Here is a 15,541-nt window from a genome sequence, read left to right on the forward strand (position 1 = left end):
TTGATCTTAGCAAGGGCATTCATATGCCCTTGCTTCGTTATTTTCATCAATGAAAAGGTGGGAAATAGGTTGACGAAGAAAAAATGGCTGTCCGCCTGGCTCATCATTATCGGAGTTTTGGCGGTTGCTTACTTCTGGGGAGGGGATTATGCGAAAAACCCTTCATCCGATTCTACTGGTGTTATTGTCTCAAAGGAAGAACCACTCCCTACTTCGACTCCGATCGAAAGTGCTGATCCGGAGTTGGATTCTAAAGGCACTCCAAGCGCAATAGAAACTTCAGAGGCAACAGCAACTCTGAATGAGCAGCAAAACGGTAACAAAGAGGAACCAGCAAATACCAAGCAAGACAGCCATACAGGTAAAGATCCTGTTAAGTCGAACGATGAGACTAAAGCTTCAGCTTCTCCTTCTTCGACGAACACCCCGGCTGACAGCGGTTCTGGAGCCGTGAAGGAGCCAGATCCGACTTCAACAGCGAAGCCTCCGGCAGCTTCACCAGATGAGAATAAGGATAAATATCAGACGGATCCTGTGCCCTTAGGCAAACCTAAGCCTGTTGAACCGCAGGATACCATTATCGATAAAAAGAAGGCGTTAACCGTTACTTTATCGGTATCAACGGCAACTATTCTGAACAATTTGAACAGCTTCAACAAAGATAAGCTGGAGGTACTGCCGAAGGATGGCGTCATTTATAAAGCGCAGAAGGTCACCTTGTATGAAGGGGAATCGGTCTTTGATGTGCTGCTGCGGGAAATGAAAAAGAACAAGATACATATGGAGTTTGAGATGACGCCTATCTATAACAGCAATTACATAGAAGGCATTAATAATATTTACGAATTTGACTGTGGGGAGCTTAGCGGTTGGATGTATAAAGTAAATGGCTGGTTCCCCAACTATGGAGCAAGTCGGTATGCTTTGAAAGATGGAGATGTAGTGGAATGGGTATACACCTGTGATCTGGGGCGTGACGTAGGCGGTTATGTGGCTGGAGCGGGTGGCAATTCATGAACAGCGGCTTCGCGACCTTTCATCCCTTTGTGAATTTGGTTTATTTTATCGCCGTGCTGCTGTTTGGAATGTGGTTCATGCATCCAGACTTTCAAGCAATCGCACTCGTTAGTGCTATCGTGTATGCCATTGTTCTTCGGGGAAGAGCAGCAGTGAAATTTCAATTGATCTATATGCTGCCACTATTGCTTGTAATGGCGTTAATTAATCCAGCGTTTAATCATGCAGGTGTGACGATACTGTTCTACCTGAAGAACGGGAATCCCATCACATTAGAATCCATTCAATACGGGCTCGCATCAGCTTGTATGTTCGTTACGGTCATTATTTGGTTCTCGTGTTATAACGCAGTGATGACCTCCGATAAGTTTATTTATTTGTTTGGCAAAATCATTCCGGCCCTATCGCTTATTTTCTCAATGGTGCTTCGGTTCGTTCCAAGATACCAGAATCAATTAAAGCGGATTTCATTCGCACAAAGAAGCATCGGCCAAGATATGAGCCAAGGCAACTTGCTGTACAGAGCAAAGAACGGTCTAACAATCTTATCGATCATGACGACCTGGGCGCTCGAGAATGCGATCGAAACAGCTGATTCCATGAAATCCAGAGGCTACGGGCTGCCGGGAAGAACAAGCTATTCCCTATATCGGTTCGATAATCGGGATAAAGGGTGCTTGATTATAATGTTCATTCTTGTCGCAGTTGTCTTGTCAGGACAGGTGAAAGGTGAGAATACAATGCGATTTTTTCCTTCTATAAAAGTGGCAGAGGTTACTCCATTTAGTATCCTCGTCTACATCGCTTACTCCGGTCTATGTATGCTGCCGGTTATTCATTATATTTTGGAGGGAATAAAGTGGAGATCTATCACATCCAGAATGTAAGCTTTACGTTCCCGATGCAGGAGAAGAAAGCGCTTGAAGGCATCAATCTTACCATTCAAGGCGGAGAGTTTATTACGATAGGTGGAAAATCCGGAAGCGGCAAAAGCACGCTGCTTCGCCAAGTGAAGCCTATTTTGTCCCCGCATGGTAAAAGGGAAGGTACACTAACCTATCGCGGAAGACCGATCGAAGACGTCGACCAGCGAACACAAGCTTCGGATATTGGCTTTGTCCTGCAAAATCCAGATAACGGAATTGTAACAGATAAGGTATGGCATGAGCTGGCTTTTGGACTCGAAAGCTTAGGTCTTGATCAACAAACCATTCGGCTTCGTGTAGCGGAGATGGCAAGCTTTTTTGGGATTCAGACCTGGTTCCATAAGTCAGTTACGGAGCTGTCTGGTGGACAGAAGCAGCTGCTCAATCTGGCTTCGATTATGGCGATGCACCCATCCGTACTTCTGCTTGATGAGCCTACCTCCCAGCTTGATCCGATTGCTGCAGCCGATTTTATTGAGACGCTTCGGAAAATCAATCAAGAGCTTGGTACAACCATTATTTTGACCGAGCATCGGCTGGAAGAAGTACTGCCGGTATCCGATAGATTCATCGTCATGGATGAAGGTCGGGTTATCGTCGATGGTACCCCAAGGGAAGCGGGAGAAGCCTTATGGTGTATGGGTCATCCGATGTTTACTGCGATGCCCTCGTCCATGCAAATTTATGCTGGAGTAACGAAGGACACACCATTTCCAGTTACGGTAAAAGAGGGGCGTCAGTGGCTGGATCGGTACTTGGAAGACAAATCGAATGTTCGAGAAGAGGTTACGTTAAATTCTCAAACTTTGAATAATACCAATCAGCTGCCTGCTCTGAGGTTTAAGGATGTATGGTTCAAGTATGAGAAGAACGGGGTTAACATCATTAAAGACCTGTCATTCGAAGTAGCCGAAGGGCAATTGTACTGCTTGGTTGGTGGAAATGGGACGGGCAAGACAACGGCTTTATCACTAGCTGGTGGACTTTATCATCCATACCGGGGGAAAGTGTTAATCGGCGGGAAAAACATTTTATCCATGCAAGCAAAAGAGCTGTTCACGAACAATATCGCCTATCTCCCGCAAAATCCACAGCACTTATTCGTCAAGAAGACCGTCGAACAGGATTTATATGAAATCTTGTCTCGATCGTCAATGTCAAAGGAAGAGAAGGCTAGGAAGATTACCGCTATGGCAGAGTTTCTAGAGCTGGAGCCGCTTTTTGCCATGCATCCGTATGATCTGAGCGGGGGAGAGCAGCAGAGAGCGGCGCTTGCAAAGGTGCTTCTTCTGGAGCCGCGTATTCTCTTGCTAGATGAGCCTACTAAAGGGCTGGACAGCTTCTTCAAAGCAAAGCTTGCTTCTTATTTGAAACAGCTGAATGCAAACGGCGTTACCATTCTTATGGTGTCACATGATATTGAATTTTGTGCAAAATACGGGGATGTGTGTGCATTGTTCTTTAATGGGAGCATTACGACAAGTGGTGCGGCGAAGCCGTTTTTTGCCGGGAATCATTTCTATACAACTGCGGCTAATCGAATGGTACGTCATGTGTGGCGTGAGGGCGTAACGGTGGAGGATGTGATTGCGTTATGCAAGAACACCAGATAGATAACCGAAACGGATGGAGGAATAAACGGACACTAATATCCGCGATCCTCATTCTGCTTGTTATTCCGGCAACTATTATGTTTGGCGTATTTGCTCTTGATGACCGGAAGTATTATTTCATCAGCCTGCTCATCATTCTTTATACGATGCTGCCCTTTACTTTGGTGTTTGAGCGTAGAAAGCCGCAAGCACGCGAGCTGATTGTAATTGCTGTACTAACGGCTATTGCTGTTGCTGGACGAGCTGCCTTTTTTATGATCCCACAGTTTAAACCTGTTGTAGCCATTGTTATTATTGCAGGAGTTAGCTTTGGTCCGGAGGCAGGTTTCCTGGTTGGTGCGACTACAGGGTTTGTCTCTAATTTCTTTTTCGGACAAGGTCCCTGGACGCCTTGGCAGATGTTCTGTTTTGGCATTATTGGATTTCTAGCTGGTATTCTGTTTAGGCGTGGATGGCTAAAAACCAGTAAGCTGGCTTTATGTACGTTTGGCGGGTTAGCGACTTTTTTCATCTATGGGGGCATCATCAATATCGGTTCATTACTAATGTTCACACCTGTACTATCGAGAGATGCTTTAATCGCTACTTATGCCTCTGGCTTCTGGTTTGATATGGTTCATGCCATAGCAACCGTGATTTTCCTTTATTTTCTCTCTCGGCCGATGATCGAGAAGCTGGACCGGATTAAAGCGAAATATGGATTGATTGAATCTAAATGATCGAATGTACATGATGTCTGCCGATTACCTGAGGCCATTCCTTAAATAAAGGAGTGGCCTTTTAGCTTTCTTTTATAAACTTCTTAAATCTTGTCAACAGTATGATTGACAAAACCTCTTTTTCCTTTTGTTGTTCTGGCAGCACGCTTGTTTTACGATGATAGTGGTCAGGCGGCACTGTTGGCCCGACAAAAAGAAAGCGATTTTATAGAGGAGGAACTCCAATATGCAGCAAGCGCAAAATAACTCTCCAACCGGGGGCATTCGGGTGGGAGTACAGAAATTTGGACGTTTTCTAAGCGGCATGGTCATGCCCAATATTGGCGCTTTTATAGCATGGGGTATTATAACGGCGTTGTTCATTCCTACGGGATGGCTGCCGAATGAAACTCTTGCAAAGCTTGTTGATCCGATTATCAAATATCTGCTGCCGCTCTTGATCGGGTATACCGGCGGCACGATGGTTCATAAGCAGCGCGGCGGTGTAATTGGTGCTCTAATGACAATGGGCATTATCGTCGGTACAGATATCCCGATGTTCCTTGGAGCTATGATTTGCGGACCACTCGCCGCATGGGTGCTGAAGCAATTCGATAAATCGATCGAGGGGAAAATCAAGTCCGGCTTTGAAATGCTGGTGAACAACTTCTCACTTGGTATTATCGGCGCCATACTTACTTTAATTTCTTATTCCGGTGTAGGACCCGTAATCGAACAACTAACCAAAATTTTATCGGACGGCGTGGAATTCCTGGTTAATCATAACTTGATTCCGCTGGCCAACATTATTATTGAGCCTGCAAAAATTCTGTTCCTCAACAATGCCATTAACCATGGCGTGCTGAGTCCAATTGCCTTAGAAGAAGCTTCACGTACAGGCAAGTCCATTCTCTTCATGCTCGAGTCCAATCCAGGCCCGGGTCTTGGCATCCTGCTTGCCTACATGATTGCAGGCCGGGGTACAGCGAAGCAATCCGCTTCCGGCGCAGCGATCATTCATTTCTTCGGCGGGATTCATGAGATTTACTTCCCGTATATTCTGATGAACCCGCGTTTGATTTTGGCTGTAATTGCTGGCGGCGTAACCGGTACCTTGACATTCTCGATGTTTGGCGCGGGTCTTGTCGCACCACCATCGCCGGGCAGTATCTTTGCTTACGTTGCAATGGCTCCAAAAGGCGGTCTTCTGGCAGCCTTGAGCGGCGTAGTAACAGTTGCCATCGTTTCGTTTATTTTTGCGGCTCTGCTGCTCAAGACATCCAAGAAAGAAGTTGAGGATGAGGATGGGTTGGAAGAGGCTTCGGCAAAAATGAAGCAAATGAAGGCGGCAGGCAATACAGCTGCAGCAGCAAATGTGGTTGCCGTAAGTGCACCTTCGGAAGCCGGTGAACAAGACATTCAGCCTACTGAAGCTGCGAATGATACGCACAAAGCCAAAGAAGATGTTCAAAAAATCGTCTTCTCGTGCGATGCCGGCATGGGCTCGAGCGCAATGGGGGCATCGATTCTTCGCAAGAAGATGAAAGCCGCAGGTTCGGATGTGACTGTCATCAATACGGCTATCAGTGATATTCCCGGCGATGCCGACATCGTTATCACTCATAAAACGCTGACAGAGCGGGCTATAATTCAGGCACCAAATGCTGAACATATCTCGATTGATAATTTCTTGAAAAGCCCGGAGTACGACAAGCTTGTAGACCGGCTTTCGTAACGGATCCTTTCTCATCAAGGCTGCCTGCGCTGGAGATTATTTTCCGGCGCCGGGGCCATTCTATCGTTATAGGAAGGTTTTGTGAATGCGTATATCCAGCCGGTCACGCCGTATTCTAGAGCTGCTGCTTCGGAATGATCAAGATCTGACAGCGGCACAAATTGCGTCAGAGATTCAAGTTAGTTCAAGAACAGTTCATCGTGAATTGGAAGCGGTCGAGGACATTCTGTGCACGCAAGGTGTTGAACTGATCAAGAAATCGGGTTCAGGCATTCGGCTGCAGGGTGACAAGGCTGCGCTTAATAGATTAGCTCAACTCGTCACCGTGTCGGAGGATATCGAACTTTCTCAAGAGGAAAGACAAATTTACCTGCTATGTTTACTTCTCGAGAGCGCCGAGCCGGTCAAACTATTCACATTAGCGCATGAATTGAAGGTGACGATGCCTACCGTAGCGCATGATCTGGATGATCTTAGCGATTGGGTGCGGAAATTCGAGGTTACCTTGACCCGTAGAAGGGGTTATGGCATAGAGCTTTCCGGCGAGGAGGAGCAACAGCGAGAGATGATTCGTCAAGTCATCAAGTCACGATTTGATGATACGGAGCTGATCTCAAGCCGTAACGAGCCTCCGGCTCATCCGCTTGACCGCAGGTTGTTTGCCATTGCGGGTCAATCGAAAATAGAAGCCGTCGAGAAGATCTTATGGAGCTGGGAAGAGCATGGAGGCAGCCACTTAAGCGAGGATGCTTATACAGATTTGCTAATCAGGCTGTCTATTGCCTTGCAGCGAATCCAGACGGGGAAAACCGTTAAAGTATTTTCCGTCGTCTATCAGGGCAATAGCTTGGTAGTACCTCATGAGTCTGATACGGTGTACCTCACGAATCGGTTAGCGGAGCTTACGGAACAGGATTTTACGCCGGAGGAGACGGCTTATATCGGCAGACTGCTTCGTTCAGCGCAGACAGAGGATCTCTTGGTGCTGCCGGCGGATGACCTGGCCTTAACCGAGATGGTGCGTTCTCTTATCGAGCACGTCCAGAACGCAGTCGGGGCCGAATACAACAAGGATCGTTCTCTACGGGATGGACTAATCCTTCATTTGAAGGATGCCTTGCAGCGGCTCGACGAAGGGACGAATATCCGCAATCCGCTTCTTGATCAAATAAAGAAGGATTACAAATCGCTGTTTGTCATCGTTCGCGAAGCGGCAAATGATGTTCTCTCGGATGTTGTTGTGCCGGATGAGGAAATCGGTTTCCTGGTCATGCATTTCGGAGCATCGCTGGAGCGGCTGAAGCAGCTGCGGCACAATGTTCGTGCCATTCTGGTCTGTTCCAGCGGAATCGGATCCTCTAAGCTTCTGCAGATCCGTCTGCAGAAGGAACTGCCGGAGATTCATATCGTCGACCGCGTGTCTTGGTATGAAGCTTCACGGACGGAGAAAGAAAAATACGATCTGATTATTTCTACGGTGGATCTGCCTCTTGCCAGCGAGCAGTATATCAAGGTCAGCCCACTATTGACGCAGGCAGAGGTGGACAGACTGCGGTCTTTTATCCAAATCGGACTGGGCCATTCGCGAGAAGGTATTCTTGTCAGGGAAGAGAAGATCGGGGCAGAAGCCTCGACCTTCGAACAATTGGTCAGTCTTAAGACCACGCTGGACGAGATGGTGAGTTTGATCGGGCGCTTTGAGGTTGTGCAAATCAAGAAACAGAGCGGAGATTTGCCCGTTATTCTGCAAGAAGCCTGCTCACATGAAGAAGCCAAAGGCGTGCTTGCAGATGCTGGCTTGGTAGCTCAGCGGCTTATACAGCGCGAACAAAGCGGTAGTCAGATGATACCGGGAACGGCGGTTGCCTTATTTCATACCCGCGGTGAAGAGATTATACGTTCTTCGTTGTCATTATACCGATTGGAAAATTCACTTATCATCGAAACGGCATCGCCGTCGCGGTTAAGTCATTTTTTGTTAATGCTGGCACCACGAACCTTATCCAAGGAAGTGCTTGAGGTATTAAGCGAAATAAGCGCCATGCTGCTTGATACGGTCATGATTGATTTGCTTGAGGCCGGCAATGAAGCAGAAATTCGAGACTATTTAACCATACATCTAAGACAGTTTTTCAATATAAAAGCGGAAGCGAGTGACGTATAATGAGTATTTTATCTACAGATAAAGTGAAATTGAATGCGGCGGTAAAGGACAAATATGAAGCTGTTCGTATAGCCGGTCAATTGCTGGTCAATGCGGGCCATGCTGATCCAAGCTATGTTGAAAGCATGGTTGTTCGTGAGCAATCTCTCTCCACTTACATGGGCGGCGGCCTTGCTATTCCTCACGGGACAAACGAATCGAAGGGCTCGATTAAGTCGACGGGCTTGTCCATCGTTCAAATCCCGGAAGGAGTGGACTTTGGCGAAGGAAACATCGCGCATCTGATTATTGGAATTGCGGCTTCAGGAGACGATCATCTGGATATTCTTACGAACGTAGCGATGATTTGCTCCGATGATGACAGTCTGGAACGGATTTTGAAAGCTTCCACAGCTGAAGAAATGATTGAAATCTTCGAAAGCGGGATGGAATAATGAAAGCATTGCATTTTGGAGCGGGTAACATTGGACGCGGATTTATCGGATTGCTTCTGTCGCAGTCGGGATACGAAGTGATCTTCTCCGACGTGAACCAGGCGCTTGTCGCCGAACTTCAGAAGCGCGGAGCTTATACGGTGACGCTCGCTAATGCTGACAAGGATCAGCTGCAGGTAAAAGGCGTAACGGCCATCGACGGGACAAGAATTGACGAGGTGGCGGCAGCAGTGGCAGAAGCCGATTTGGTGACCACAGCCGTAGGCGTCAATATCTTAAAGCATATTGCTGCGGGTATTGCCCGTGGTATCGAGAAGCGATTGGAAAGCGGAAAGGGCCCGCTGCATATCATCGCATGCGAGAATGCGATAGGCGGCAGCACTCAATTGAAAGAGCATGTATACGGGCATCTGGATGCAGAGACACAAGCAAAAGCGTCCGAATGGATTGCTTTTCCCGATGCGGCTGTAGACCGGATTGTTCCCATCCAGCATCATGAGGACCTTCTTGCGGTAACGGTTGAGCCGTTCTATGAGTGGGTTGTAGACGAATCGGCGATGTTCGAAGGGTACAAACCGGTGGAAGGCATCCATTACGTCAGTAATTTGATGCCTTACATCGAGCGCAAATTGTTCACCGTAAACACGGGACACTGTGCTGCTGCCTACTTGGGAAGCCTTCAAGGTTATGAGACCATTCAGCAGGCAATGGCCGATGAGGTCATCACAGACGTAGTGAAGGCGACGCTGAAGGAAACGGGCGCTGTTCTGGTTGCCCAATATGGTTTTGATCAAACTGAGCATGACCAATATATCGAGAAAATTATCGGACGATTCCGTAATGATCAGCTGACAGACGAGGTTACTCGCGTCGGACGGTCTCCTATCCGTAAGCTGTCGCCCAATGACCGTCTTGTGAGGCCTGCTTTACAGGCCCATGAGAAAGGAATGAGGCCTATATATTTGGCAAAAGTAATGGCGGCGGCGCTTTGTTTCCATAACGCCGATGATCCAGAAGCTGTCGAGCTGCAGCAATCGATTAAGGAGAAGGGTGTCGGGAAAACCGTTTCAGACTATACTTCTATTCCGGAGGGACATCCGGTCTATGAATTGATTATGAAAAGCTACGATGCCCTTGCAGACCAGGCGTAAGAAAAAACAAACAGTAGAGAGGTATATCGTATGGCAAATCTAATTACCGGTGTTGCTGCATCACCCGGAATAGCAATCACTAGGGCATTCCGGTACACCAATACACCCTATATCCCGCAACAGCAAACCATAACAGACGCTGATGCAGAAGCGGGCCGCTTCCGGCAGGCGATCGAGAAAGCAAAAAGCGAGATTGAAGAGATCCGCTCTTTAACTGAGCAAAGATTAGGCGCGCAAAAAGCGGAAATATTTGAAGCCCATCTTTTTCTGCTGGAAGACCCTGACCTTGTGGATTCTGTACTCGATAAAATTACTGATGAAAAATCGAGCGCGGAATATGCATTATACGAAGTGACAGCAGGTGTTGTGGCGATGCTTCTTGAGCTTGACAATGAGATGGTCCGCGAGCGTGCAGCTGATGTAAAAGACGTATCCGGGCGGCTAATGAGTCAGTTGATCGGCAAACCGTATGCCTCGTTGACTGGTATTTCCGAGGAGACCATCATTCTGGCTGAGGACTTGACACCATCGGATACCGCGCAGCTGGATCTGAATTATATTCGCGGCTTTGTAACAGAAATCGGAAGCCGAACTTCACATTCCGCTATTATGGCCCGGTCCCTTGAGATCCCAGCGATTGTTGGCGCTGGCGCAGCATCTGCAGCGGTTGCGGATGGAGCCCTGGTCATTATGGATGCAACGGAAGGGAAAGTGATCGTCGATCCTTCGCAGGAAGTGCTGGCCCAATACCAAAAGAAAAAGCAGCAATATGATGTGCGCAGAGTACAGTTGAAACGTCTGGCGCAGCAGCCTTCCGTCACGGCGGATGGGGAGCATCTTGAGCTTGCAGCTAACATTGGCAGTATTGAAGACTTGGACAAAGTGCTGGAGAACGGTGCCGACGGCGTTGGTTTGTTCCGCACTGAGTTTCTCTACATGGGACGAAGCTCCTTCCCGACGGAAGAAGAGCAATTCCAAATTTATAAGCATGTGCTTGAGAAATTAAACGGCAAACGTGTCGTTATTCGTACGCTTGATATCGGCGGAGACAAGGAGCTTCCTTACCTGGAGCTGCCGAAGGAAAGCAATCCGTTCCTTGGACTTCGTGCGTTGCGGCTATGCCTCACGCGGGAAGACTTGTTCCGTACTCAGCTTCGGGCATTGCTGAGGGCAAGCGTATTCGGCAAGCTGAATATCATGTTCCCGATGATTGCGCTACTTAGCGAGCTTCGCGAAGCGAAACGTATTCTTGAGGAAGAGCGCATGAAACTGGAGCAGGAAGGGGTACAAGTGTCTAACTCAATCGAGGTAGGCATGATGATCGAGATTCCGGCCGCTGCAATTGGTGCCGATCATTTCGCGAAGGAAGTGGATTTCTTCAGCATCGGCACAAACGACCTGATTCAGTATACGATGGCGGCAGACCGAATGAATGAATCGGTGGCTTACCTGTATCAGCCGTATCATCCTTCCATCTTGAGACTTGTGAATATGGTCATTAAAGCAGCTGATCGGGCGGGCATTTGGACTGGCATGTGCGGAGAAATGGCTGGCGAACAAACGGCGATACCGCTTCTACTCGGGATGGGATTAAAAGAGTTCAGCATGAGTGCCGGTTCCATATTGCCTGCACGCGAGCTCGTGGGTCTTTTGTCCAAGCAGGAATGGGCAATGCTGTCGGAAGAAGCACTCGCCATGAGCACGCAGGAAGAAGTACAACAATTTGTCAAGCAAAGGAGAACATTATAATGCAATCGCAAACGTATACTGTCATTCATCCGTCCGGGTTCCATGCCCGTCCGTCGAAGCTTTTTGTTCAAGCTGCAACGGAGTTCCCTTGCAGCGTTAAGCTGATTAAAGGCACAAAAAAAGTGAACGGTAAAAGCTCACTTGGCTTATTGACTTTGGGCTTGGCAAAAGGCGATGAGGTTACGCTGGAAGTAGACGGAGAGCGTGAGGAAGAAGCGCTTAGCGTGCTTGGCGCTATGTTGACCAAGATTTACGAAGAGTAGGGTGAATACTGCAGGGGGTGTCTCATAAGTCATTAATATGACGATGGGGCACCCTTTTGTTTTTTGGTTAACCAGCAAAAACTACACATTTAAATGTTCTTCCGATCGACTAGACAGACCCTTTTTGTATGGGTAGACAAGCTGAAATACGGCGAGCAGCGCTAGAATTCTTGACAACCGAATCTAATTTAATTAATATCTAATTAGATACTAGTTAAATTAGTTGGAGGGTACATTAAATGTCGGAACAAGTTACAAACGAATGGTCCAAAAATGAGAAGTTGAAGAACGCCGTCCTGCGGAATTTTTTCACCGAGCAAGGCAGTATAAAGCAGCTTCCATCCCAACTGAAAAAAAGGTTAATTGTACTCGAGCATTTAGCCAACCAGCTTAATGCCAATATTAAGTACACTGAAAAAGAAATAAACGAATTCATTAGGCCTTTCAATGAAGACTTCGCTACGATACGCAGGGAACTTTTTATACACAAATTTGTAAACCGAAATAATGATATATACGAAGTAAACGAACCTGGAGAATGGCGGGATTGGAAAACGCTCAAGTAGCTGCGTGTTCTACTGGATTAATATGGTATTATGGATTGGAGATGACGATTGGATAGGAGGATTATATGAGTATCATTCTTATTATTGCGTTCGTTATTATCACTTTAGGCATAATTAGTATTGATGGGAAGTTGAAGAAACGTTTAGATAATGATGAGCGAATCATTGAACGGCTTGAAATTATAATTCATAATCAAAAGGAAAAGGAAAAGATGGAGTGAAATTGCTCCATCGTTTTTTTATTGGATTAAAAATAAATGAAAAATGACCGAACAGGTTGTGGTGAGATGATCTATATAACGGGAGACATTCATGGAACAATCAGTGTTGCCAAACGTTTAAATATTAAAAACTTCCCGAAACAACGTATGTTAACAAAACAGGATTACGTAATTATCACAGGAGATTTCGGTTTAGTATGGAAGCTTGACGCTGAAGATAAATTCTGGCTAAAGTGGCTCAATAAACAAAAAACATTCACCACACTTTTCATTGATGGTAATCATGAGAATTTTGATCTATTAGAGAGTGCCTATCCTATAGAAGAGTGGAATGGTGGAAAAGTTCATAAGATTAACGACAGTGTTTTTCACCTAATGAGAGGGCAAGTATTTCATATAGATGGTTTGAAATTCTTCACTTTCGGTGGTGCTGCTTCACATGACAAGGAATATCGTACAGAGGGAAAATCTTGGTGGAGTAGAGAGATGCCTTCAGAGGCTGAATATGAAGAGGGAATTCAAAATCTTGATAGGCATAACTGGGCCGTTGATTATGTCTTAACACATACATGCTCAGTTGATGCTTTGGAGTGGCTTACACACAGATTTGGTTTAAAATATGAGGTAGATCATATGCATAGTTACTTTCAAGTAATTCAGAAACGCCTCAAATATCGTAAATGGTACTTTGGGCATTTTCATCAAGATACTGAACTAACGCATAATCAACGTTTAGTCCATAACGATATTATTGAAGTAAATGGAAACTGAATTTCAAGGAGCAGTCAAAATAAATACTTTAGAAACAAAACCCTCAAGTAGATCTGATTTTAGGCCTATTGGCGAATCGGAGAAAAACACAAAATTTGCTGATTTAATAGTTGATGGGAAATCGCTTTGTAGGTTAGCACATTTGGAACTGCAGGAATTCAATAATTAGTAACTCAAGGCGAAAGGAATATTTGGATTGAATAAGTAAAAGAAATAAGTGCTCATAATGGTCCCTACATTCGTTTTGAACTAGGACTCGCAAAGTTGAAGGATGAGGTTTATCGCCGCGAAAGTCTTCGTCGCGCTTATGTTATTTATCGTTCCATTTTCTCTCCCGAGGATGATGTGATTTTTATTCATCGGACTTACTATAGAATAGACGAAAAACGATTCAGTAAAATACGATTAAAGCGATTTTTCATCACGAGTTTGGAAAATCTGCGATCGTGCATTTGGCCCTATGAATTTGATGAATCCGATGAGGAGTTTTACACGAAAGAATGGTCAGTTGCAGTAAAAGCGAAAGAAATCCGTATGCCATATGTACTTGAATGTATTGTAAATGATGACTTTATGCGTAAACCGAATTCCGGTGGCCGGGTTTACCTTTATAACCAAACAAAAGGCATTTTATTTCACATGTATGACGATCGTGGTTGTGATATTTTTAGTGCCAACAAAGATACTCTATTACCTTTCTACCATTTACACCGAAAATGGATACTAGATTATAATCGATATCAAATTGATCATCTATTAGATGAAGGGCTTGCCGGTATCAATGAAACAGACGATGAACGGAAGGTTCGATCTGAACTTAACGATAAAAAAGTCATTGATTCAAGAATCAATTTCGGGCAAAACAATACATGTCACATAATGCATCATTTCGAGGTTCCGTTCGTAAACGCCGATAAGTTTGAAAAAGAGATCTCTTTTACATCGTTTGTGATTCGGCGTAGTTCCATAATGAATGACATGGTCACTTTTTCAGCGGCCAAAACGGAGGCCCTAGCTCTAATAGATTACCAAACACATCTGATGAGCATGTACGGAAAAAAATATGGCACCTATATCGGTTGGAGCTATGAAAGGCTTGATCAAAATAAGGAGTAGTTTGCTGCGGCAGCTGCTCCTTTCTTTATTCAACTAAACTAGTCGCAGTCATAAATAGAGGATATACTGTTAATATATGGAGGCGTTTGCGTCGAGAAAGCTAATTCTATTAATCGGAATAAGTATTATAGTCATTCTTTCTGCTGGTTTGTATATTCGTCAACAGTATGTATTTAATCCTATTTCATTCAAAAAAGATGATGTTGTTATTCATGATTGGTCTGATTATCGGTATCCTCTCGTCATGGAAATCTCCAATGTAGATGAGGGCTGGACATCAACGTCCATATCAAATAGGAAAGATATCAAATTTGTTTACAATGAGCTGCGTTCAGCGAAAATGTTATCAGCGAATACAGATGATACGTCATCAGGCACTCATTTTGCAATCACCATTAAGAGTTCCGGATCAAAAGGCCATATTCTCGATCAATTCGATGGTTATATGGATGGAATTACACGCATTAATAATGGGAAAAAGATTGAAGTAACAAAAGAACTACGTAAATACATAGAGGATTCCTTTAATTCCAATGAGACTGTAATGAAAGATATAAGCAGAAAGTTATCCGTTGAGGAAGCGGAAAAACTTATAGCAGCAAGTCAAAATATCGCTCAGTCGAGCGATAAGAACGCTGAAATTAAAGAAATTACTTCCGCTGATACTTGGGATAAAACAAAGGTTCAGCTGTTTAGGATTGCAGAGGAAACTTTTATCATAAAAAATCAAAAAGTTATTCATATAGGTAATGGATTTGGTGGGAATGGCGTCACTAGCGCCGTGCCTTACGATGTCAATAAGGATGGGATAACGGATATTATTTATGCCTACTCATTTGGTTCAGGTATGCATAGATCTATGATTTCGTGGATAGATTTAAAAAGTTTTGAAGAGCATATGGTAGGAGACAAGCCTAAGAAAACAGAGTTTAGAATGTATGATTTGATATTAAAAAATGAGAAGGATACAACAGTGGTTTATCGAGTCATGAATCCAAGTGAAATAAATACGTATCCAACTGAACAGGAGATAAGTCAAATGTCATTACAAAGGGATGGGATTCTGATTTGGGAAAACAACGAATTATACAATAAACAAGATATAAAGGAGTAGCAT

15 protein-coding genes are annotated in these 15,541 nt (G+C 45.1%); all 15 read left to right on the forward strand.

The features are described 5' to 3' along the window. Positions 1–69: 69 nt before the first annotated feature. The 15 genes from FHS17_RS02540 to FHS17_RS02610 all read left to right on the forward strand — a co-directional run bounded on the left by FHS17_RS02540 (position 70) and on the right by FHS17_RS02610 (position 15,538). Positions 70–1,017, forward strand: a complete 948-nt coding sequence (locus FHS17_RS02540; protein WP_167273880.1) for a DUF4430 domain-containing protein — start codon at positions 70–72, stop codon at positions 1,015–1,017. Further along, positions 1,014–1,904 (forward strand): energy-coupling factor transporter transmembrane component T, encoded by an 891-nt coding sequence (locus FHS17_RS02545; protein WP_167273884.1) that lies wholly within the window; start codon positions 1,014–1,016, stop codon positions 1,902–1,904. Before FHS17_RS02540 ends, FHS17_RS02545 begins: the two co-directional genes overlap by 4 nt. Next, positions 1,877–3,556, forward strand: coding sequence for an energy-coupling factor transporter ATPase (locus FHS17_RS02550; RefSeq protein ID WP_167273888.1), 1,680 nt, complete (start codon positions 1,877–1,879; stop codon positions 3,554–3,556). The genes FHS17_RS02545 and FHS17_RS02550 overlap by 28 nt, the downstream gene beginning before the upstream one ends. Continuing rightward, entirely contained in the window at positions 3,538–4,275 is a 738-nt protein-coding gene (locus tag FHS17_RS02555) for an ECF transporter S component (RefSeq protein ID WP_167273891.1), read from the forward strand. The genes FHS17_RS02550 and FHS17_RS02555 overlap by 19 nt, the downstream gene beginning before the upstream one ends. Positions 4,276–4,501: 226 nt before the next feature. Continuing rightward, the gene (locus tag FHS17_RS02560) at positions 4,502–5,989 is read left to right on the forward strand and encodes a PTS mannitol transporter subunit IIBC (protein ID WP_167273896.1); all 1,488 of its coding nucleotides are present in this window, start codon (positions 4,502–4,504) and stop codon (positions 5,987–5,989) included. 85 nt (positions 5,990–6,074) lie between these two features. Next, entirely contained in the window at positions 6,075–8,153 is a 2,079-nt protein-coding gene (locus FHS17_RS02565; RefSeq protein WP_167273901.1) for a BglG family transcription antiterminator, read from the forward strand. Beyond that, entirely contained in the window at positions 8,153–8,587 is a 435-nt protein-coding gene (locus tag FHS17_RS02570) for a PTS mannitol transporter subunit IIA (RefSeq protein WP_167273904.1), read from the forward strand. Before FHS17_RS02565 ends, FHS17_RS02570 begins: the two co-directional genes overlap by 1 nt. After that, positions 8,587–9,738 (forward strand): mannitol-1-phosphate 5-dehydrogenase, encoded by a 1,152-nt coding sequence (locus FHS17_RS02575; protein WP_167273908.1) that lies wholly within the window; start codon positions 8,587–8,589, stop codon positions 9,736–9,738. Before FHS17_RS02570 ends, FHS17_RS02575 begins: the two co-directional genes overlap by 1 nt. A gap of 30 nt (positions 9,739–9,768) precedes the next feature. Further along, positions 9,769–11,487, forward strand: a complete 1,719-nt coding sequence (ptsP, locus tag FHS17_RS02580) for a phosphoenolpyruvate--protein phosphotransferase (protein WP_167273912.1) — start codon at positions 9,769–9,771, stop codon at positions 11,485–11,487. Next, the gene (locus tag FHS17_RS02585) at positions 11,487–11,750 is read left to right on the forward strand and encodes an HPr family phosphocarrier protein (protein ID WP_167273917.1); all 264 of its coding nucleotides are present in this window, start codon (positions 11,487–11,489) and stop codon (positions 11,748–11,750) included. Before ptsP ends, FHS17_RS02585 begins: the two co-directional genes overlap by 1 nt. 239 nt (positions 11,751–11,989) lie before the next feature. Further along, on the forward strand, positions 11,990–12,316 hold the full coding sequence (locus FHS17_RS02590) for a DUF2087 domain-containing protein (RefSeq protein WP_167273920.1): 327 nt from the start codon (positions 11,990–11,992) through the stop codon (positions 12,314–12,316). 65 nt (positions 12,317–12,381) lie between these two features. After that, positions 12,382–12,537, forward strand: a complete 156-nt coding sequence (locus FHS17_RS02595; protein WP_167273925.1) for a hypothetical protein — start codon at positions 12,382–12,384, stop codon at positions 12,535–12,537. Between the two features lie 36 nt (positions 12,538–12,573). Next, on the forward strand, positions 12,574–13,308 hold the full coding sequence (locus FHS17_RS02600) for a metallophosphoesterase (protein ID WP_243865149.1): 735 nt from the start codon (positions 12,574–12,576) through the stop codon (positions 13,306–13,308). 237 nt (positions 13,309–13,545) lie between these two features. Continuing rightward, positions 13,546–14,424 carry a DUF3885 domain-containing protein gene (locus FHS17_RS02605; RefSeq protein ID WP_424992008.1) on the forward strand — a complete coding sequence of 293 codons (879 nt, stop codon included), beginning with the start codon at positions 13,546–13,548 and terminating at the stop codon, positions 14,422–14,424. Between the two features lie 76 nt (positions 14,425–14,500). Continuing rightward, positions 14,501–15,538, forward strand: coding sequence for a hypothetical protein (locus FHS17_RS02610; protein WP_167273934.1), 1,038 nt, complete (start codon positions 14,501–14,503; stop codon positions 15,536–15,538). Positions 15,539–15,541: the final 3 nt, after the last annotated feature.

The organism is Paenibacillus lupini, assembly GCF_011761355.1.
GTDB lineage: Bacteria > Bacillota > Bacilli > Paenibacillales > Paenibacillaceae > Pristimantibacillus > Pristimantibacillus lupini.